Here is a 19,907-nt window from a genome sequence, read left to right as displayed (position 1 = left end):
GCAACAGGCGAAGAAATTGTTGAAGAACAAAAAGTAAAAGTTTGCTTTATCCCATCGGGTGACAGCGAATTAGAACTTTTGGAATCGACATCCCCGGATGGTCCGATTGCAAAATTCATTGAAAAAAACAATGGCAGAAACGGGATTCAGCATATTGCACTTCGTGTTGATAATATTGAACAAACGATTGCAGATTTATTGGCAAAAGGCGTTCGTATGATTGATGAAAAACCACGTTATGGTGCTGGTGGATCAAGTATTGCGTTTGTTCATCCAAAATCCACAGGCGGAATTTTAGTTGAACTTTGCCAACGCAATAAATAAAATTTACACATAACTTGTATTTTAAAGATACGCTAGTTTTTGTAGGAGGTATATAATGGCTACTGTTCAAGAAAAAATTGATCTTATGAATCAAACCAAAGAAAAGATCATGCAGGGCGGCGGAGCTGCTCGTATTGAAAAACAACATGCAAAAGGTAAAATGACAGCTCGTGAACGCATTAATATGTTCTTTGACGAAGATACTTTTGTCGAATTAGATCTGTTTATGAAACATCGTTGTACGAACTTCGGTCAGGAAAAGAAAGATTTACCAGCCGAAGGAGTTATAAGCGGTTATGGTACGGTTGATGGTCGTCTCGTATATGCATATGCACAGGATTTCACAGTTGAAGGTGGGTCACTGGGCGAAATGCATGCAGCTAAAATCTGTAAAGTTATGGATTTGGCTATGAAAATGGGAGCGCCAGTTATCGGAATTAATGATTCAGGCGGAGCTCGTATTCAAGAAGCTGTTGATGCATTATGCGGATATGGTAATATTTTCTTTAGAAATACAGCAGCATCTGGTGTTGTTCCTCAGATTTCTGTAATCATGGGACCGTGTGCTGGTGGAGCCGTATATTCACCAGCTATCACTGATTTTATTTATATGGTAAAAAATACGAGCCAAATGTTCATTACTGGTCCGGCTGTTATCAAATCTGTTACAGCAGAAGAAGTTACAGCAGAACAGCTTGGTGGAGCAATGACTCATAATTCTACTTCTGGTGTGGCTCATTTTGCTGCAGAAAATGAAGAAGACTGTATAAATCAGATTCGCTATCTGTTAAGTTTCTTACCGAGTAATAACATGGAAGATGCACCAATTGTTGAAACCGATGATGATGCATCTCGTATGGATGAAAGTCTAAATACGATTATTCCTGATAATCCTAATATGCCTTATGACATGAAAGATGTTATTACATCCTTAGTTGATAATGGCGATTTTTATGAAGTTCATGAACATTTCGCGCAGAACATCATTACTTGTTTTGCTCGTTTTGATGGCAGGTCCGTTGGTATTATTGCGAATCAGCCAGCAGTAATGGCAGGCTGTCTTGATGTGAATGCATCGGATAAATCAGCTCGTTTTATTCGTTTTTGCGATGCATTCAATATTCCAGTTGTAAATCTTGTAGATGTACCAGGTTTCTTACCAGGTACGGATCAAGAATATGGCGGTATTATTCGTCATGGTGCAAAAATGTTATATGCTTATTGTGAAGCAACTGTACCAAAAGTCACCGTTATTATACGTAAAGCTTATGGCGGATCTTATATTGCGATGTGCTCACATGAACTTGGTGCTGATCAGGTTATGGCTTGGCCTACAGCTGAAATTGCTGTCATGGGTCCTGCTGGCGCAGCTAATATTATTTTCCGTAAAGATCCTGATGTTGCTGTTAAGACTGCTGAATATGTTGAAGAGTTTGCAACACCTTATAAAGCTGCGGAACGTGGTTATGTCGATATGGTTATTGAACCAAGTGAAACAAGACCTCGTATTATTACGGCATTGAACATGCTTGCTAGCAAACGCGAAGATAGTCCTGCTAAAAAACATGGCAATATTCCATTATAAGGAGAAGGTTTGTAATGAAAATTGATGCACAAAATATCAACCCGGAAGTGATTGCCGCTATTTCAGCAGCAGTACAGATGGTCGTTGGTAACAAAGTCGTTGCTGTGCGTATTACACGCAGTGATGCTTGGGTTATGGCGGGTCGCCGTAATTCAATGTAAAATCGTTATTTAAATAAAATTAATTTATCGTTTTGGAGGAATAGAAAGTGAAAAAATTTAATATTAAAGTTAATGGTACTGCCTACGATGTTGAAATTGAAGAAGTGAAAGCAGCTCCAGCTCCAAAAGCAGCAGCTCCAAAAGCAGCAGCTCCGGCTCCAAAAGCAGCAGCTTCAGCTCCAACAGCAAAAGCAGCAGTTGCTGCCGCAGCTGGTGAAACAGCAGTGAATGCACCAATGCCTGGTAAAATCGTGAAACTTGTTGCTGCGGAAGGCCAAGCTGTAAAAGCTGGCGAAGTTTTATTGATTCTTGAAGCTATGAAAATGCAAAATGAAATTACAGCTCCGGCAGCTGGTACAGTAAAAGCATTTAATGTTGCCGCAGGTCAAAGTGTAAAACCTGGCGAAGCTTTAGTTATTCTTGCTTAAGGTTTTCCTAATGAAAGACCATATACGATATAGTTTCGTATATGGTCTTTTCTTTCGCTTGATTTTTTGTTATACTATATATAAGTGAATAGTATGTTCTTTGGAGGAGTCTGGTCAAACCAGGCTCTTTTTTGTGTTTTTTTAGGTAAATTGACACAGCAATGCAGTTTTTTCATTTATAGAAGTTTATAGGGATTATTTATTAAGTGGAGGTTTTTATGGAAAATATGACAATCGTAGCAGCCATTATTTTTCTTGGTATGTATGCATTTATTGTATCTGAGAAAATAAATCGAACTATTGTGTCAATGCTGGGGGCGATTTTGATGATTGCAGCTGGTGTTTTAACGCAAGAACAAGCTTTACAGCATATTGATTTCAATACACTCGGGTTATTGATTGGTATGATGATTATTGTGTCGATAACAGGACAGACAGGGCTTTTTAATTATATTGCAATTTGGTCGGCCAAAAAAGCAAAGGGAAAACCAATACGTATTTTGTTTTATTTGGCTTTAATTACCGCGGTATTTTCTGCATTTCTTGATAATGTTACGACAGTTTTGTTGATGGTGCCTGTAACGTTAAGCATAACGAACAAACTAAAGGTTAAGCCAATTCCTTATTTAATTATGTTGATTATTGCATCGAATATAGGTGGAACGGCTACCCTGATTGGCGATCCACCGAATATCATGATTGGGAGTGCAGTTCCGGAATTGACGTTTTTAGCTTTTATTGAAAATTTAGCAGTAATCGCTTTCATTAATTTAATGGCTGTGATTCTTGTTTTGATTATGTTATATCGTGATTCACTCGTGACTACACCGCAGCTTAAAGCACAATTGATGATGCTCGATGAAAAAAAGGTACTGAAAGATCCAATGCTGTTAAAAAAATGTTTAGGTGTTTTGGCGCTTACAATTCTTGGATTTTTTACACATCAGAGCTTTCATGTGGAATCCTCTTTAATAGCTTTAGGTGGTGCATTTATTTTACTGTTGATTGGTAAGCGGGACCATAAATTTATTGAGAAAGCTTTTGATAAAGTAGAATGGACAACAATTTTTTTCTTTATTGGTTTATTTGCCGCTGTTGGTGGTTTGATAGAGGTTGGGGCTATTAAATGGATTGCCGAACAAGGTATGGAATTAACAGGTGGTGATATAACAAAAAGTTCATTGCTGATTTTATGGGCAAGTGCACTCTTGTCAGCTTTTTTAGATAATATTCCATTTGTAGCCACTATGATTCCTCTCATTCAAAATATGGGAACAATGGGAGTAACAAATTTAGAACCTTTATGGTGGAGTTTGGCCCTGGGAGCTTGCCTTGGCGGGAATGGGACGATCGTAGGTGCTTCAGCTAATCTTATCGTAGCTGGAATGGCGGCAGAAGCTGGTTATAAAATTTCATTTATTCAATATATTAAAGTAGGATTTCCTATCATGATTTTAACAATTTGTTTATCGACCGTGTATGTATATTTGCGCTATTTAATGTAAAAGCAAGAAACGGATTTTGATTTTGCAAAAAGGGTGTGTGAAAATATTAAAATGTAGGTTTTTTCTATTTTTCATGGCTTATTCAAAGGTATATGTGATATAATATCGTTTGATTGATACAAGATGAATACTCACTGTGTAAGTGTTTTTGAGAAAAATTTTTATTTTGCAGGGATTTTTGTATACAAAATAGAAATTATAGAATTCGGTAAGAGTATTAAACATGAACCCATTGGTGATTGGAGGCTATGATATTGCGTGGGTCAACAAAAAGTGTTGGTATATGTGTATTGTTTGTGGTTATAGGAGCAGTCTTAGGCGGTATTTTAGGAGAACTAATGAAAGAAATAACAGCGTTGAACGGCATTGTTCCCTATTTGGTACAAACATATCCCATCCTTGATTTAAGTCCGGTGCATATAAATTTATATGTTATTCAGTTGTCATTTGGCCTTATTTTTGCGCCAAATCTTATGAGCATTTTTGGTGTTTTATTGGCTGTTTTTCTTTTTAGAAAATATTAACAAACAATTCTTGGGAGGTTGTATTTTGATTATATTAGCTTCAGAATCGCCGCGTCGTCAGGAATTGTTAAAACAAATTGGTTGTGAATTTTATTGTGTGCCGAGTGCTGTTATGGAAAATAATGGAGAGGGCATACCACCGGAACAATTGGTTATTAACAATGCATTGGCTAAAGCCAAAGACGTGGTCAAGCGAGAAAATATAGTTCTTCCTGTAGTGGCGGCAGATACGATTGTTTCATTTGCCGGACATGTGTATGGGAAACCAGTTGATCAAGAAGATGCGTTTCGGATACTTAATGCTTTAATAGGAAATACACATCAAGTGTATACGGGTATCGTTTTGGCAAAAGGTGAAGAAATTTGGTATGATGTGGTAAAAACAAATGTGACATTTTGTCTTTTGACAGATGCTGAAATTAAAGACTATATAGCGACTGGAGAACCAATGGGGAAAGCCGGGGCATATGCAATTCAAGGCTATGCAGCAGCTTTTGTGAAACAGCTTGAAGGAAGCTATTCCAATGTAGTTGGTCTGCCTTTATATAATTTGTTAAAACTTGCTAAGAGAGCTGGTCTTGATTTACGATGAATAACATGCCTATGGTTAAGGACTTACCCGTGGCAGAAAGACCGCGAGAAAAGTTATTGGCAAAAGGCGCTCAGTCGTTAAATAATGCAGAATTATTAGCGATTCTATTGCGAACCGGTACAAAAGAAGATTCTGTGCTTCATGTAGCTGAAAAGCTGCTGGCGCAATATAAAGAACGAGGGTTGGCCTCCATTGTTAATTTGTCGCCCCATGAATTTAGTAAAATTAAGGGTATTGGTACAGTGAAAGCAGTCACGGTTTTGGCTGCGATTGAACTTGGCCGACGCCTTGCGGAACAGACGGCTGAGCTTCGGACTGTTATTGAGAAACCTCGTGATATTGTAGATTATGTTATGCCTCGTTTTCGTTATGAAACCAAAGAGTATTTTATCGTAATGCTGCTGAATACGAAACATCATGTTTTGGCAGTACATACGGTTTCTATTGGTAGTTTAAGTGCGTCGATTGTCCATCCGCGTGAGGTTTTTCGCGAAGCGATGTACCATGCTGCGGCGGCAATCGTTTTGATTCATAATCATCCGAGTGGTGATCCGAGCCCCAGTAAGGAAGATATTTGTGTAACAAGAAAATTGATTCAAACAGGAGTTATCATGGATATTCCGGTGTTGGATCATATTATTATAGGAGATAACAAATATGTTAGCTTAAAAGAAAAAGGTATGATAGAATAATAGTATTTGATTATGGTTTATATGTTGAAGGGAGTTTATGTAAAAAATGTGGAATCTTTTTGGTGGTTTGTCGCATGACATGGGTATCGACCTCGGTACTGCAAATACATTAGTGCATGTAAAGGGGAAGGGGATCATGCTTCGTGAGCCTTCTGTAGTTGCTATTCAGCGTGATAACGGTGAGGTTCTTGCTGTTGGTGAAGAAGCAAAACAAATGATTGGTCGTACACCTGGTAACATCGTTGCAGTAAGACCAATGAAAGATGGCGTAATCGCTGATTTTGATGTAACACAAGCAATGCTTAAATATTTTATCAGAAAAGCGATGAATACAAAATCTTTTGTGCGGCCTCGCGTAGTAATAGGTGTCCCATCTGGCGTTACGGAAGTTGAAAAAAGAGCGGTTGTTGATGCTGCGATGCAGGCCGGAGCTCGTGAAGCGTATTTGATTGAAGAACCAATGGCCGCAGCAATTGGCGCGGGACTTCCAGTGGAAGAGGCTATGGGAAGTATGGTAGTAGACATTGGCGGCGGTACGACAGAAATTGCCGTGATCTCTCTTGGTGGTATTGTGACGAGTCGTTCTATTCGTATTGGTGGCGATGAAATGGATGATGCAATTAGTCAATATATCAAAAAAACATATAATTTAATGATCGGTGAACGTACATCGGAAGCAATCAAGATTGAGATTGGTTCAGCAATTGTTCCAACTGGTGATGCATCGATGGATATTCGTGGCAGGGACTTGGTTAGTGGTTTACCTAAAACATTGACGATCAAGTCGAGTGAAATTAAAGAAGCGCTCAGTGAACCAATCCAGAAAATCATTGAGGCTGTAAAAGGAACTCTTGAAAAAACGCCGCCAGAACTTGCGGCAGACGTCATGGATCATGGAATTATGATGACGGGTGGTGGTGCTCTTTTACGCAACTTGGATAAATTGTTGAGTCATGAAACGGGTATGCCAGTACTCGTTGCCGAAGATGCATTGTCTTGTGTTGGTGAAGGAACTGGCAAATCTTTAGAAAGTATAGAGCTTTTGAAACGTGTTGTAATGACACCTAAAAAGTTAAGATAATGAATAGAGTAAGAAAAGAGACAAATTCAAATAAAAAAATATGGATACTTATCTTTGTTGTGGTCAGCGTATTTTGTCTGATTTTCTTTGCGGCCCGTGGGCGATACCAATTTCCGCTCAGTGAACGGATTGTAATGACAACATTGGCGCCATTTCAAGGCTTGATGAGTACAGTGAACAATGAAATTCGTTATGTGACTTCGTCAGTATGGGAGATTGCTACGGTTTATGAACAAAATAAAATGCTGAAATCAGAAGTAGAACAATTGCGTGCTTTAAATTTACAGTCGAATGAGCTGGCATCGGAAAATGAAAGACTGCGCACGATGCTTGCCTATAAACAAGCATCAACGCAGTTTGATCTTGTGATTGCAACTGTCATTGCCCGTGATTCAGTTACCTGGACCAATACTATTATGATTAATCGTGGGACAAACGATGGTTTGAAAAAAGATATGGCGGTCATTACGTCTCAAGGACTTGTAGGAAATGTTGTGGAAGCTTTTTCTTCTTCGGCCAAAGTTGAACTGATCTTAGATCCTCGTTCTGCCGTTGGGACGATTGTACAGCGGCCTGAATCGAGAGTGGCCGGTATTGTTCAAGGCAACAAAGATGATAAAATGATGGCCCGTATGGTTAATATCCCTCGTGATGCGGATGTTATCGAAGGTGATCAAATTGTTACATCTGGTTTTGGCGGTGTATATCCCAAAGGACTTGCTGTAGGCATTGTTGATCGCATCGACAATGATGAGGGTGGACTTTTAAAATATGCTATATTAAAACCAGCCGTTGATTTTCAAAAATTAGAAGAAGTAGCCGTGATTATAAATTCGCGGGAAGCCTTACCCGCACCGCTTGCACCGGTAGTACCTGAACAAGCTGCGATTGAGTCAGATTCAGCAGCGGGTGATACCAAATGAAGAAATGTTTCATTTGGGGCATTTGCTTAGTGGTTTTATATATTTTGCAGTCGTCTTTACTACCGATCATCGCTTATAATGGTGTTAGTCCTGATATTTTATTGATTGTGGTTATTTCTTTTAGTTTATTGCGGGGAAGTCGGTTTGGATTTTTGATGGGGTTTTCGGCGGGACTGTTGGAGGATTTGGCTTCGGGTACTTTTTTTGGGATGAATACATTTTGTAAAATGATTTTAGGTTATGCATTTGGACTTGTTGAACATAAAGTATTTAAAGAAAATTTCTTTTTGCCTATTATGTCAATGATAATTGCAACAAGTTTAAATTATTTCATTTCAGCCGTGCTTATGGTATTATTAGGTTATCGGTTTAATTTGGTGCATCATATGGAGCATATATTATTACCGCTATTGCTGTATAATGTAATATTTGCTTTTCCAGTGCATAAATTCGTTTATAAAATTTGTGAATTGGTAAAAGAAAAACGTTAAAATTCTTTGAATAATAATTAAGGCACCTTGTTTTCTGGGTGCCTTAATTATTAGGTTTATGGGAGAGGGATACTGGTGGTCACGAAAGATTTTAAAGGACGATTGAAAATACTATCCATTACAGTGATGGTTGTTATTTTTGTATTGATTGCGAGGCTCGGTTTTTTACAAGTTTATGATGGTGAATATTATGCTGGACTTGCTGATGGTAACCGCATCAGGCTGATTCCAGCTATGGCACCGCGTGGTATTTTTTATGATAGAAATGGAACGTTGCTTGTGTCAAATCGTCCAGGGTTTACGGTATCGTTACTTCCACTGACAGCACCGATTTCTGAAGATGTAATAGACCGATTATCTACACTACTTAAGGTGGATAAAGTAGAAATTCACAAGAAAATTGATCAGCATAGTGGTTTTGATCCGATTCGTATAAAAACAGATATTGGGCCGGAAGTTCTTACAATTATTGAAGAACAAAAAGAAGCGTATCCGGGGGTTGTCATTGAAGTACAGCCGATTCGAAATTATATAAATATGGATATGGCGGCCCATGTTTTTGGGTATGTGAGCGAAATTAGTGATGACGAACTTGCAAAACGTAAAGGCGAAGGGTATCGCTCTGGTGATATCATTGGTAAATTCGGCTTGGAGAAAGTTTATGATAAAGAATTACGCGGTACGGATGGCGGTGAACAAGTTGAAGTCGATGTTACAGGTAAACCAGTACAGATTTTAGGCAGAAAAGAACCGATACCTGGTGCGAATTTAACGTTGACAATTGATGAGAAAATTCAAAAAGTAGCTGAAAAAGCGATTGATGAACAGTTGCTTAAAATCCATGCGAAAGCTGCAGCTGCCGTAGTACTTAATCCTAAAACAGGTGAGGTTTTAGCAATGGTAAGCCGACCGGCTTTCAATCCAAATCTTTTTGCCCGTGGCATTTCCAATAAAGATTGGAAGATGATTAATGATAATCCAAATTTTCCTCTTGATAATAAAGCAATTACTGGTGAATATCCACCAGGGTCTCCTTTTAAAATTATCACGGGGATAGCTGCTTTATCAGAAGGGAAGGTGGGGCCGGACGAAATGATTTTTGATTCGGGACGTCACTGGATTATTCCCAAGGTTAATTCCGAAGGTGAGGCATTAGGTTGGATTAGTTTTAAAATGGCATTGGCTCATTCTGATAATGTTTATTTTTATGAGATGGGTAATCGTTTAGGTATTGATAAACTGGAGAAGTATGGCCGCATGTTTGGTTTGGGAGCTAGAACCGGCATCAATTTGCCTTATGAATCAGATGGACTTGTGGCGAACCGCGCCTATAAACGAAAAGTTTTTGATGATGATTGGTATTTATCGGAAACCTTTGATGCTGCCATTGGACAGGGGTTCAATTTGGTAACACCATTGCAGATCGCTGTTGTAATGAGTGAAATAGCCAATGGTGGCATTCGATATAAACCGTATCTCGTAAAACAGATTACGGATCCAAATGGGCAGGTACTGAAAGACTTTAAACCGGAAGAGCTAGGGCGGCTTGATGTCAGTCCGGATATCATAGCACTTGTCCAAGATGGACTTCGGGAAGTTACAACGGTCGGAACTGCGGCATCTTCGTTCGGTAAAGATTTTCCAGTTAAAATTGCCGGGAAGACCGGAACAGCTGAAAATTCACAAGGAAAAGATCATGGTTGGTTTATTGCGTATGGGCCATTTGACGATCCCAATATTGTAGTGGCGGTTCTCGTTGAACAAGGTGGTTTTGGTTCACAGTCGGCGGTACCAATTGGTAAAAAAATTCTAGAGGCGGCATTTGGTATTGTAAATCCAGAGGATGCAGCACAAAAGTAATTGATATATTGACAAATTAAAAAAAAGCAGGAATATGTCAAAAAAAAGCGAAGTAATCTTTTAAATACTATAAACTGTACAAATAAAGTGTGGGAGTACTTATGAGTGAAGATGTGATGTTTAAAGGCAGTCGGGTTGGGTTACAACTGATTTTAAACGAAACAGCGGATTTTGGTAACATTAGGGATCAATTGAAAAAAAAATTGGAGTCTGCACTTAATTTTTTTTCAGAAGGAACAATCATCAAGGTAGCTGCAAATCGGCTCACCAAAGAGCAGGAAGCCGAACTGAGCTTGTTATTTAAACGTTACGGGATAACATTACAAGCTGTGGATTTTTCTCTGCAAAAATCAATTTCAAGAAAACAGGAAGAAATAGAAGCTGAAATTCCGGGAATACGAGAAACGACGATTATTAATAAAACAGTCCGCGGCGGCCAAGAGATTATTTGTAATGGTTCCATAGTGATTCAGGGAAATGTAAATCCCGGTGCTAAGATTATCGCCGGTGGGAATATTGATATTCAAGGGGTGTGTCGCGGTATTGTCCATGCAGGAGCATTTGGTGATTCAAATGCGTTTGTTATTGCTGATCATATGATGGCAATGCAGATTCGTATTGCAGAATTGGTTGCCAGGGCGCCCGACCACATAGAAAAAACAAAATGTACGGAACGTGCTTTCATACGAGATGCAATGATTGTGATTGAACCGGTACATAGATTGGGGGCTGGCTAATGAGTGAGGTTATTGTTATCACTTCTGGAAAAGGCGGCGTTGGTAAAACGACGACGACGGCAAATTTGGGGGTAGGTCTTGCTGAGCGGGGCAAAAAAGTTGTATTGATTGATACAGATACAGGCCTAAGAAATTTAGATTTATTGCTGGGACTTGAAAATCGAATTATGTATGATTTGATTGATGTGACGGAGGGCCGTGTTACATATAAAAAAGCGCTGGTTCGTCATAAAAAATATGATACACTTTATTTGCTGCCTACATCACAGGTTAAAGATAAAATGGCAGTGAATGAAGAACAACTTATAGCACTTTGTAATGAGCTTCGCAGTGAATTTGATTATATATTAATTGATTGCCCTGCTGGTATTGAACAGGGCTTCAAGACGGCAATTGCTGCCGCAGATCGGGCTATTGTTGTGACGATGCCTGAAATATCAGCTGTGCGTGATGCCGATAAAATTATTGGCGAACTGGGGCGAGCTGATAAGGAAGACATTGAACTGATTGTCAATCGCATTCGTCCACAAATGGTGCGAAATGGTGATATGCTTGATATGGATGATATTGATGAGATCTTATCGATTAAATGTATAGGACAAGTACCAGATGATGAGTTGGTTGTTACATCAACGAATCGAGGTGACCCTGTAATTACAAATCGTAATTCTGAGGCAGGGCAAGCTTATCGTAATATTGTTGGACGTATCTGTGGTGAGGAAATTCCATTTATGGAGTTTTTGGAAGATGGATTTTTGGTGAAATTGCGACGCGTTTTTGGCTGGTAAGGAGGTTGATGGGATGTTGGAATCGATTATAAAAATGTTTGGTAAAACAAATAAATCATCAAAAGAAGTAGCTAGGGATCGGTTAAAAGTAGTTTTGATTCACGACAGAGCCAATATTTCACCGGAAGTAATGAAACTATTGAAAGATGATATCATAAAAGTGATTTCAAATTATATGGAAATAAACAAGCAGGATATGGAAATCACCTTGGCTAATGATGAAACGTCCGTAGCACTCGTGGCGAATATTCCGGTAAATAGAATGAAACATAATTCTGGTATCCGAAGATGAATCAAACATGCAGGCGAAATTGTGACTTTTTTGTAGTCAATGGTCTTTTGCGAAATGCGTAAAAGACCATTTTGGGTTGTGCATTTACGTTATATTTTGTACGCGTAAAAAAGGAAAACTCTTTTTTACGAAAATAACAGGGGGACCTAAAAGGTAAATTATTATGAATAACAGATTGTTACGAAGATTGGATATAACAATGATTGCCACAGTAGCTGCAATCATTGTTATAAGTTTAGTTATCATTGGGAGTGCTACGCATATCAATACACCAAGTGATGAACGCTATTGGTTTGTGCAGCGGCAGGGGATTTTCGCAATCATTAATGGCCTATTGATTTTTTTTCTATTGAATTTCGATTATAAAATGTTGCAGCATTATGGAAATCGTCTTTATATTTTCAATTTAGTCATGCTGGTTGCTGTTATGGTGCTTGGACAATCGGCTCTGGGAGCACAACGCTGGATACAAATTGGACCGATTACATTGCAGCCCTCTGAGTTTTCAAAAATAATTATGATTATTTCTTTAGCAGCAATATTGGAAGATAAAATTGGCAAACTTAATACGTTTAAGGATTTATTGCCGATTGCAGCTTATTTAGGAGTACCGTTTCTGCTTGTGTTGAAGCAGCCGGATTTAGGTACTTCTCTCGTCTTTTTAGCAATCTTTGTTGGTATGATTTTTGCGGCGGGGGTCAATTTGCGTTTACTGGCAATGATTTTTGGTGCAGGTATTGCCTGCTTACCAGTTTTGTGGCACTTTTTAAAAGATTATCAGAAAATGCGCATCATGGTGTTTATGGATCCAAATGTAGATCCGTTAGGGTCAGGATATCATATTATTCAATCTAAAATTGCGATTGGCTCCGGTATGCTCTTTGGAAAAGGGTTATTTGGCGGCACGCAGAGTCAGCTTAATTTTTTACCAGAAAACCACACAGATTTTATTTTTGCAGTTGTTGGTGAAGAACTTGGCTTTGTTGGAGCGGCTATTTTGCTGATTCTATATCTCATTCTTCTTTATCGTGGGGTAAAAATAGCCCGTGAGGCTAGTGATAATTTTGGAATGTTGTTAGCGGTGGGGATTTCATCAATGCTCGCATTTCACGTGCTTGTGAATGTTGGAATGACAACTGGTATTATGCCGGTTACCGGTATTCCTCTGCCGCTCATGAGTTATGGTGTTAGTTCTCTTACGACTAATATGATGTCAATTGGTATTTTGTTGAATATCTATATGCGAAGACAAAAAATCTTATTTTAAATAAACAGGGTGCTAAGCATGGTGCCCTATTTCTCGTATGGGGAATTTAGACTTATTTGCTCAAGCTATAATATAGAGTAGATCACATAGTCGGTATGATAGCTTATGTTTAATTTTGAATGGATAATGGAGGTTATTAAATTATATGGTAAAACTTGATCCGGCAATGATTCATGCGGTCAATAAACCAGCAAGGTATACAGGCAATGAATTTAATGCAGTACAAAAAGATCATGCACAGGTGCAGTGTACGTTTGCGCTTGCTTTGCCCGATGTATATGAAGTAGGTATGTCAAATCTGGGCTTGAAAATATTGTATGAGATTTTGAACAAGCGTGAGGATACGGCTGCTGAAAGGGTGTATGCACCCTGGATCGATATGGAAGCTAAAATGCGGGAAAATAAAATCCCATTGTATTCACTCGAAACATTTACCCCCCTGTCGCAGTTCGACTTTGTCGGTTTTTCTTTGCAATATGAAATGATTTACACTAATATTTTAAATATGCTGGATTTAGCCAATATACCACTTTTTGCGGTGGAACGAAAGGATACAGATCCATTTATTGTCGGTGGCGGACCATGCGTATATAACACGGAACCTATTGCGGAATTCTTTGATTTTTTTATTATTGGTGAAGGTGAAGAAATCATTGTTGAAGTAGTCGAGTGCTTTATTCAATGGAAAAAAGATGGATGTGTTCAGGGGCGGCAAGGTTTGTTGAAACGACTTGCGGTTCTGGACGGAATTTATGTACCATCTTTTTATGCGGTACAGTATAATAATGAGAATTTAATTGAATCTGTTTTGCCTATCTGTCCAGAAGCACGCCCACTCGTTCAAAAAAGAGTTGTAAAAAATATGGATGAGGTTACTTTTCTCGAAAGCCCCGTGGTACCTTATATTGATATTGTGCATGATCGGATCATGTTAGAACTCTTTCGTGGCTGTACAAGAGGCTGCCGCTTCTGTCAGGCGGGAATTTCATACAGACCGGTACGTGAACGCACACCAGAGAAACTGCGCGCCCTGGCAAAACAACTCGTTGCATCGACAGGTTATGATGAAATGGCGTTGACCTCACTTAGCTCAGCGGATTATTCATGTTTGGGCGAATTTGTGACAGATATTATGGAAGATTTTAAAAAGGAAAAACTGGCACTTTCTTTACCTTCACTGCGTATAGACAGTTTTTCGATCGAACTTGCTCATAAATTGCAGCAGGTCAGGAAAAGTGGTTTAACATTTGCCCCGGAAGCCGGAACCCAGAGGCTGCGTGACGTTATTAATAAAGGTGTGACGGAAGCAAACCTTGAACAAGCCGTAAGAAGTGCTTTTGAAAATGGCTGGAATACCGTGAAATTGTATTTTATGATGGGGCTGCCGACTGAAACAGATGAGGATATTATTGGGATTGCTCGACTGGCACAGAAAGTGGTTGACTTATATCGGCAGGTTACTGGTAAACGTGGGGCGCGAGTCACGGTCAGTGTGGCTTGTTTTGTGCCAAAACCATATACACCGTTCCAATGGTTTTCGCAAAATACGCAGGAGGAATTTGCCAGAAAACAGAAACTTTTAAAAGAGCATATCCGTGATCGTGCGATTCAGTTTAACTACCACGATGCACACATCAGCTATCTTGAAGGAGCTATTACGCGTGGTGATCGTCGTCTCAGCAAAGTTATTTATGAAGCGTTCAAACAAGGTGCAAAATTCGATGGCTGGTCAGAACTTTTTAGATATGATATCTGGATGAAAGCTTTTGAAACTTGTGGCATTGATCCAGCTTTTTACAATCAGCGGGAGCGCAGCAAAAATGAACTTTTGCCATGGGAACATGTAACGCCTGGGGTTAATAAAGAATTTTTGCTTAGAGAATATCATCATGCTTTAAAAGAAGAACTTACAGAAGATTGCCGGCATGGTAAATGTAGTGCTTGTGGAGTTTGTCCGAATCTTGATGTAAAAGTAGTGGATTGGGGGAAGCGTCATGACTAAATTTCGGACAGAGATTACCAAGGGCGATGAAATTCGTTATGTATCACATCTTGATTATGCATCCCTTATGGAACGGGCGATTCGTCGGGCAAAATTGCCGGTTGCCTATTCGGAGGGCTTCAATCCGCATATGAAAATCTCGTTTGCTTCTGCATTGGCGGTAGGTGTAACGAGTGCTGCGGAATATATGGATGTTGAACTGAAAGAGTCTGTAGAAGAAAATGTATTTTGCGATAGACTTCGTCAAGCCTTGCCACAAGGAGTAAAACTTCTGCGGGCAAAGATGTTTGAGGGTAAACAAAAGGCAATGATGGCAATTGTTGATCTTGCCGAATATAATGTGAAAATACCGCTGATTGGGGACCAAACAGCTATTTGTGAGGCAATGCAAGCTTATAATTTGGCACAAGCCGTTACGTATATTCGCAGAACACCGAAATCTTGTAAAGAAGTTGAAATAAAGCAGTACATGCAGGAGGCAGTACAGGCTGCGTTTGTAAATGAAATGATTGTTTTTACGATGAAGACGAAAATAACACCTGCAGGCAGTGTGAAACCAGGTGAAATCTTACAGGTGTTTAAAACACAATTTTCGATGCCGATTCTGGAAGATGAGGCTTTGATTCATCGTACAGGATTATATGCCGGGGGGCAGACCCCGATCGATCTGGTATAGATTGGGAGAGATGAAGCGATGAAGTCTATTATTGTGAATATCGTTCCAGAAGAGACTCGAATCGCTATTATTGAAGATGGCGATCTTTTAGAAATTTCAGTAGAGCGGACGGAAAGCGCCCACTTAGTTGGCAATATTTATAAAGGCAGGGTACAAAACGTATTGCCGGGAATGCAGGCAGCTTTTGTTGATATCGGGCAGGAAAAAAATGCATTTTTATATATTGGGGATGGACTGCCAAAAGAAGCGGTGCAGGCCATCTCAAGTCATGAAAAAATCCATATAGGGCAAAATCTGCCAATTCAAATTGTCAAGGATGCGCTTGGTACAAAAGGTCCGCGTGCTACTACCCATTTAACACTGCCGGGACGCAATATCGTATTGATGCCAACTGTGGATTATATTGGAATATCAAGACGTATCGAAGTTGAAACTGAGCGTGAAAGATTGAAAGAGATAGCCGAACGAATTTGTCCGCCTGGGATGGGGATGATTGTCAGAACCGTTGCAGCGGGTAAAAGTGAGACAGCTTTGCAAAAAGATGTGGAATATCTTACCAGACTATGGAGTTCGCTCATGGCAAGAAATAAAGTATCCAATCCACCTACTTTGTTATATCGTGATGCCGATCTTGTTATTCGGATTGTGCGGGATTATTTTACGGAAAATATAGATAAGATGGTACTTGATAATAAAGATGCTTATGTGCGAGTGCTGGATTTACTCAAATATACATCGCCGGAACTCATTGATAAAGTAGAATTATATGAGGGCAGTAAGTCGGTTTTTCAGATGTATCAAATTGAAAAAGAAATTGAGAATCTGGGAAAACGGCAAGTCGAACTTAAATCAGGTGGATTTATTGTCATTGATAAGACCGAAGCCCTTACCGCCATTGATGTTAATACCGGTAAGTTTGTTGGTCAGGCGAATTTAGCAGATACCGTGTTTCAAGCCAATATGGAAGCGGCTGTAGAAATTGCGAAACAGATTCGTTTGCGCGATATTGGCGGCATTATTATTATCGACTTTATTGATATGGAAACAGCCAGCCAAAAAGGACAGCTTCTGGCACTTATGGAGAAAAAAGTACGACAGGATAAAACGAAAACAAATGTGGTTGACATTACGGCATTAGGGCTCGTTGAAATAACGCGTAAAAAATCGCGCCAGAATTTTGAAAGTATTATTTATAGTGAATGTCCATATTGTCATGGACGTGGTCTTGTGGAGTCACCAGAAACATTGAGTATTAAAATCAGCCGAGATTTAAGGCGTATGGAAAAAAACATCATGTAGCAAATGGCTATATGGTGCAAGTTCATGAGCGGGTGGCGGCGGTTTTGGATCAATCGAAAATATTGGAAACGCTGGGCAAAGAACTTGGTTTTAAAATACAAATAGAAAAAATCCCAGGTATGCATCCGGAGGTTTATTCTATCTTACAATTGAACTCTTAATAATAGAGATTGACAAGATTATTTGCTTATGATAGAATTTTATGATGTAAGCACATGTATGTGTGTTTTCCCAAACCGCACGATGAGGTTGTAAAAATAGTTTTGACTATACCGTAATCGGCGAGTATTTTATAGGGAGGTGTAATTATGTACGCAATTATCAAAACGGGTGGTAAACAATATCGTGTTGCAGAAGGCGATGTTATCACTGTTGAAAAAATAGTAGCAAATGAAGGTGATGTTGTTACTTTTGACGAAGTTCTTACCATTGCAAAAGATGGCGAAGTACTTATCGGCAAACCTGTTATTGCAGGAGCTAAAGTAACAGCTAAGGTTGAAGCTCAGGGCAAAAATAGAAAGATTTTAGTTTTCAAATACAAAGCAAAATCAAACTATCGTCGTCGTCAGGGTCATCGTCAACCTTTCACAAAATTAGTTATCGAAAAAATTGAAGCTTAATTCAATAAGATGATTAAAATTCAAATTTTTCGTCAATCGGAAGGTTATGTAACCGGGTTTGAGGTAAAAGGTCATTCTAATACCGCTGACTACGGACAAGATATCGTTTGTGCAGCAGTTTCTGCACTTGCGCAGACAGCACTTTTAGGGCTGGGACAGTATTTGCATCGTGATATGGATTATCGTGTTAAAAGCGGCGATTTGTATACAGTTTTGAAAGATGCACCGGATGATCTGACAGATGCTATTTTGGAAACAATGATTCTAGGATTAAAAGAGATCGAAAATATAAATCCTAAGAGTATTCACATTTTAGAGCACAGGAGGTGAAATGAGTATGTTTAACTTTGAATTACAGTTATTCGCCCATAAAAAAGGTGTTAGTAGTACGCGTAATGGACGTGATAGTGAATCGAAACGTCTTGGTGTAAAAGAGCATGCTGGTACAGTTGTAACAGCAGGTAGTATCTTAGTTCGCCAAAGAGGCACTCACTTCCATCCAGGGCAAAACGTTGGTATCGGTAAAGATGATACGTTATTCGCTAAGGTTTCTGGTAAAGTTGCTTTTGAACGCAAAGGCCGTTATAACAGACAAATTAGTGTTTATGCTGTGGAAGAAGCTATGTAATTAACTGATACCTGCGCCTTTTATAGACGCAGGTATTGTTTTATTCTGCTAAGCGTAGATTGTTGTGATGTATAAAAAGCTGGTATTGGTCTAATACCAGCTTTTTATACATCACAAAGAAGAGATTAAAGGAGACATATATGCAATTTATAGATAGAACAAAAGTAACCGTAAAAGCTGGCGATGGCGGCCATGGTAAATCCGCATTTCGTCGCGAAAAATTTGTACCAAAAGGCGGCCCCAGCGGCGGCGATGGCGGACGTGGGGCAGATATTATTTTTGTTGTGGATAACAATATGAATACATTGCTTGATTTTCGTTTTCATCATAAATTTGTTGGTAAAAATGGGGAAAAAGGCGAGATTAAAAATTGTTATGGCCATGCTGGGGAACCTTGCTATGTTAAAGTTCCACAGGGGACAATTATAAAAGATGAAGCGACTGGTGAGGTTTTGGCAGATTTGACCGAAATCGGTCAAGAAGTTGTGATTGCTAAAGGTGGCCGTGGTGGTCGTGGTAATGCGAAATTTTCAACGAGTGCCAATAGAGCTCCAACTTTTGCGGAATTTGGCGAGCCCGGTGAGGCTAAAAACTTACTGCTGGAATTGAAATTATTGGCAGATGTTGGTTTGGTTGGTTATCCAAGTGTTGGTAAATCAAGTATTATTTCGATGGTCTCTGCTGCGAGACCGGAAATAGCAGACTATCACTTCACAACAATTACCCCGGTACTGGGAGTTGTAAGTTTAGGTGAAGAACATAGTTTTGTTATGGCAGATATACCAGGGTTGATTGAAGGTGCTGCTGAAGGCGTCGGACTTGGCCATGATTTTTTACGCCATGTAGAGCGTACCAAGGTCATTATCCATGTTTTGGATGCATCAGGAATAGAAGGCAGAGATCCGGTTGAGGATTATCATAAAATTAATCACGAACTCAAAAAATACAGTGAACGCATTGCAAAACGTCCGCAGGTTATTGCGGCGAATAAGATGGATCTGCCGGAAGCTCGAGAAAACTATGAAAAACTTCAAAAATTGGCCCAAGCAGAAGGTGTAAAAATATTCCCGGTTTCAGCTGCTACCAACGATGGCTTGCAAGCGTTGATGGAATGTGTGTCACAAATGCTCGACGAATATATTGAAGAACCAGAAGTTATTGAAGAAGTGAAAATCTATGAACCGGCAATTGAAGAAGATATTACGATTTCCCGTAATATGTCAGGTGAATTTGTTGTATCCGGTAAAGCTCTTGAAAAATTGGTTGCAATGACGAACTTTAATAATGATGAAGCATTGCGCCGTTTCCAATATATTTGGCGTGTTAAAGGAATTGAACAAAAACTCAAAGAACGTGGTGTAAAGCAAGGCGATACAGTTCATATTATGGATATGGAATTTGAATATAAAGAATAGTTTTTAGGAGGAAAAAT

20 protein-coding genes and 2 pseudogenes are annotated in these 19,907 nt (G+C 39.2%); all 22 read left to right on the top strand.

All coding sequences use genetic code 11. From position 1 onward, the window contains the following. The coding region (gene mce, locus BMY14_RS18245; RefSeq protein WP_091835065.1) for a methylmalonyl-CoA epimerase at positions 1-324 on the top strand (324 nt) is incomplete at its 5' end. Positions 325-379: 55 nt separating this feature from the next. Continuing rightward, entirely contained in the window at positions 380-1,909 is a 1,530-nt protein-coding gene (mmdA, locus tag BMY14_RS18240) for a methylmalonyl-CoA decarboxylase subunit alpha (protein WP_091835062.1), read from the top strand. Positions 1,910-1,923: 14 nt separating this feature from the next. After that, positions 1,924-2,070, top strand: coding sequence for a hypothetical protein (locus BMY14_RS20690; RefSeq protein WP_177177661.1), 147 nt, complete (start codon positions 1,924-1,926; stop codon positions 2,068-2,070). Positions 2,071-2,117: 47 nt separating this feature from the next. Continuing rightward, entirely contained in the window at positions 2,118-2,498 is a 381-nt protein-coding gene (locus tag BMY14_RS18235; protein WP_091835059.1) for a biotin/lipoyl-containing protein, read from the top strand. Positions 2,499-2,725: 227 nt separating this feature from the next. Further along, a complete protein-coding gene (locus tag BMY14_RS18230; RefSeq protein ID WP_091835073.1) occupies positions 2,726-4,003 on the top strand; it encodes an ArsB/NhaD family transporter in 1,278 nt (425 codons plus the stop codon). 248 nt (positions 4,004-4,251) lie between these two features. Then, entirely contained in the window at positions 4,252-4,527 is a 276-nt protein-coding gene (locus BMY14_RS18225) for a DUF4321 domain-containing protein (RefSeq protein ID WP_425438933.1), read from the top strand. A gap of 25 nt (positions 4,528-4,552) precedes the next feature. Beyond that, positions 4,553-5,119 carry a Maf family protein gene (locus BMY14_RS18220; protein ID WP_091835053.1) on the top strand — a complete coding sequence of 189 codons (567 nt, stop codon included), beginning with the start codon at positions 4,553-4,555 and terminating at the stop codon, positions 5,117-5,119. Continuing rightward, positions 5,116-5,811: a RadC family protein gene (radC, locus tag BMY14_RS18215; RefSeq protein WP_019553312.1), complete on the top strand. Its 696-nt coding sequence runs from the start codon at positions 5,116-5,118 to the stop codon at positions 5,809-5,811. Before BMY14_RS18220 ends, radC begins: the two co-directional genes overlap by 4 nt. Before the next feature lie 46 nt (positions 5,812-5,857). Further along, positions 5,858-6,892, top strand: coding sequence for a rod shape-determining protein (locus BMY14_RS18210; RefSeq protein WP_019553311.1), 1,035 nt, complete (start codon positions 5,858-5,860; stop codon positions 6,890-6,892). Then, on the top strand, positions 6,892-7,815 hold the full coding sequence (gene mreC / locus BMY14_RS18205; protein WP_091835050.1) for a rod shape-determining protein MreC: 924 nt from the start codon (positions 6,892-6,894) through the stop codon (positions 7,813-7,815). Before BMY14_RS18210 ends, mreC begins: the two co-directional genes overlap by 1 nt. Further along, positions 7,812-8,306 (top strand): rod shape-determining protein MreD, encoded by a 495-nt coding sequence (gene mreD, locus BMY14_RS18200; RefSeq protein WP_091835047.1) that lies wholly within the window; start codon positions 7,812-7,814, stop codon positions 8,304-8,306. The genes mreC and mreD overlap by 4 nt, the downstream gene beginning before the upstream one ends. 75 nt (positions 8,307-8,381) lie before the next feature. After that, positions 8,382-10,166: a penicillin-binding protein 2 gene (gene mrdA, locus BMY14_RS18195; RefSeq protein WP_425438932.1), complete on the top strand. Its 1,785-nt coding sequence runs from the start codon at positions 8,382-8,384 to the stop codon at positions 10,164-10,166. Between the two features lie 101 nt (positions 10,167-10,267). Then, positions 10,268-10,903: a septum site-determining protein MinC gene (minC, locus tag BMY14_RS18190; protein WP_091835041.1), complete on the top strand. Its 636-nt coding sequence runs from the start codon at positions 10,268-10,270 to the stop codon at positions 10,901-10,903. Beyond that, on the top strand, positions 10,903-11,691 hold the full coding sequence (gene minD / locus BMY14_RS18185) for a septum site-determining protein MinD (protein WP_019553306.1): 789 nt from the start codon (positions 10,903-10,905) through the stop codon (positions 11,689-11,691). The genes minC and minD overlap by 1 nt, the downstream gene beginning before the upstream one ends. Positions 11,692-11,704: 13 nt before the next feature. Continuing rightward, complete coding sequence (minE, locus tag BMY14_RS18180; protein ID WP_019553305.1) at positions 11,705-11,983, top strand: cell division topological specificity factor MinE; 279 nt, start codon at positions 11,705-11,707, stop codon at positions 11,981-11,983. A gap of 163 nt (positions 11,984-12,146) precedes the next feature. Next, positions 12,147-13,250 carry a rod shape-determining protein RodA gene (gene rodA / locus BMY14_RS18175; RefSeq protein ID WP_177177659.1) on the top strand — a complete coding sequence of 368 codons (1,104 nt, stop codon included), beginning with the start codon at positions 12,147-12,149 and terminating at the stop codon, positions 13,248-13,250. Positions 13,251-13,395: 145 nt separating this feature from the next. Continuing rightward, positions 13,396-15,928, top strand: a pseudogene (locus tag BMY14_RS18170) (TIGR03960 family B12-binding radical SAM protein). 18 nt (positions 15,929-15,946) lie between these two features. Next, a pseudogene (locus tag BMY14_RS18160) lies at positions 15,947-17,388 on the top strand (Rne/Rng family ribonuclease). 147 nt (positions 17,389-17,535) lie between these two features. Next, on the top strand, positions 17,536-17,847 hold the full coding sequence (gene rplU / locus BMY14_RS18155) for a 50S ribosomal protein L21 (protein WP_091835029.1): 312 nt from the start codon (positions 17,536-17,538) through the stop codon (positions 17,845-17,847). A gap of 9 nt (positions 17,848-17,856) precedes the next feature. Beyond that, positions 17,857-18,177, top strand: coding sequence for a ribosomal-processing cysteine protease Prp (locus BMY14_RS18150; protein ID WP_019553301.1), 321 nt, complete (start codon positions 17,857-17,859; stop codon positions 18,175-18,177). Positions 18,178-18,184: 7 nt separating this feature from the next. Then, a complete protein-coding gene (rpmA, locus tag BMY14_RS18145; RefSeq protein WP_019553300.1) occupies positions 18,185-18,475 on the top strand; it encodes a 50S ribosomal protein L27 in 291 nt (96 codons plus the stop codon). A 140-nt stretch (positions 18,476-18,615) separates the two neighbouring features. Further along, the gene (gene obgE, locus BMY14_RS18140; RefSeq protein WP_091835026.1) at positions 18,616-19,890 is read left to right on the top strand and encodes a GTPase ObgE; all 1,275 of its coding nucleotides are present in this window, start codon (positions 18,616-18,618) and stop codon (positions 19,888-19,890) included. Positions 19,891-19,907: the final 17 nt, after the last annotated feature.

It is taken from the genome of Propionispira arboris (assembly GCF_900109225.1).
GTDB classification, from domain to species: Bacteria; Bacillota; Negativicutes; order Selenomonadales; family Selenomonadaceae; genus Propionispira; species Propionispira arboris.
The sequence above is the reverse complement of the archived record's forward strand: the minus strand, read 5'-3'. Positions and strand labels throughout refer to the sequence as shown.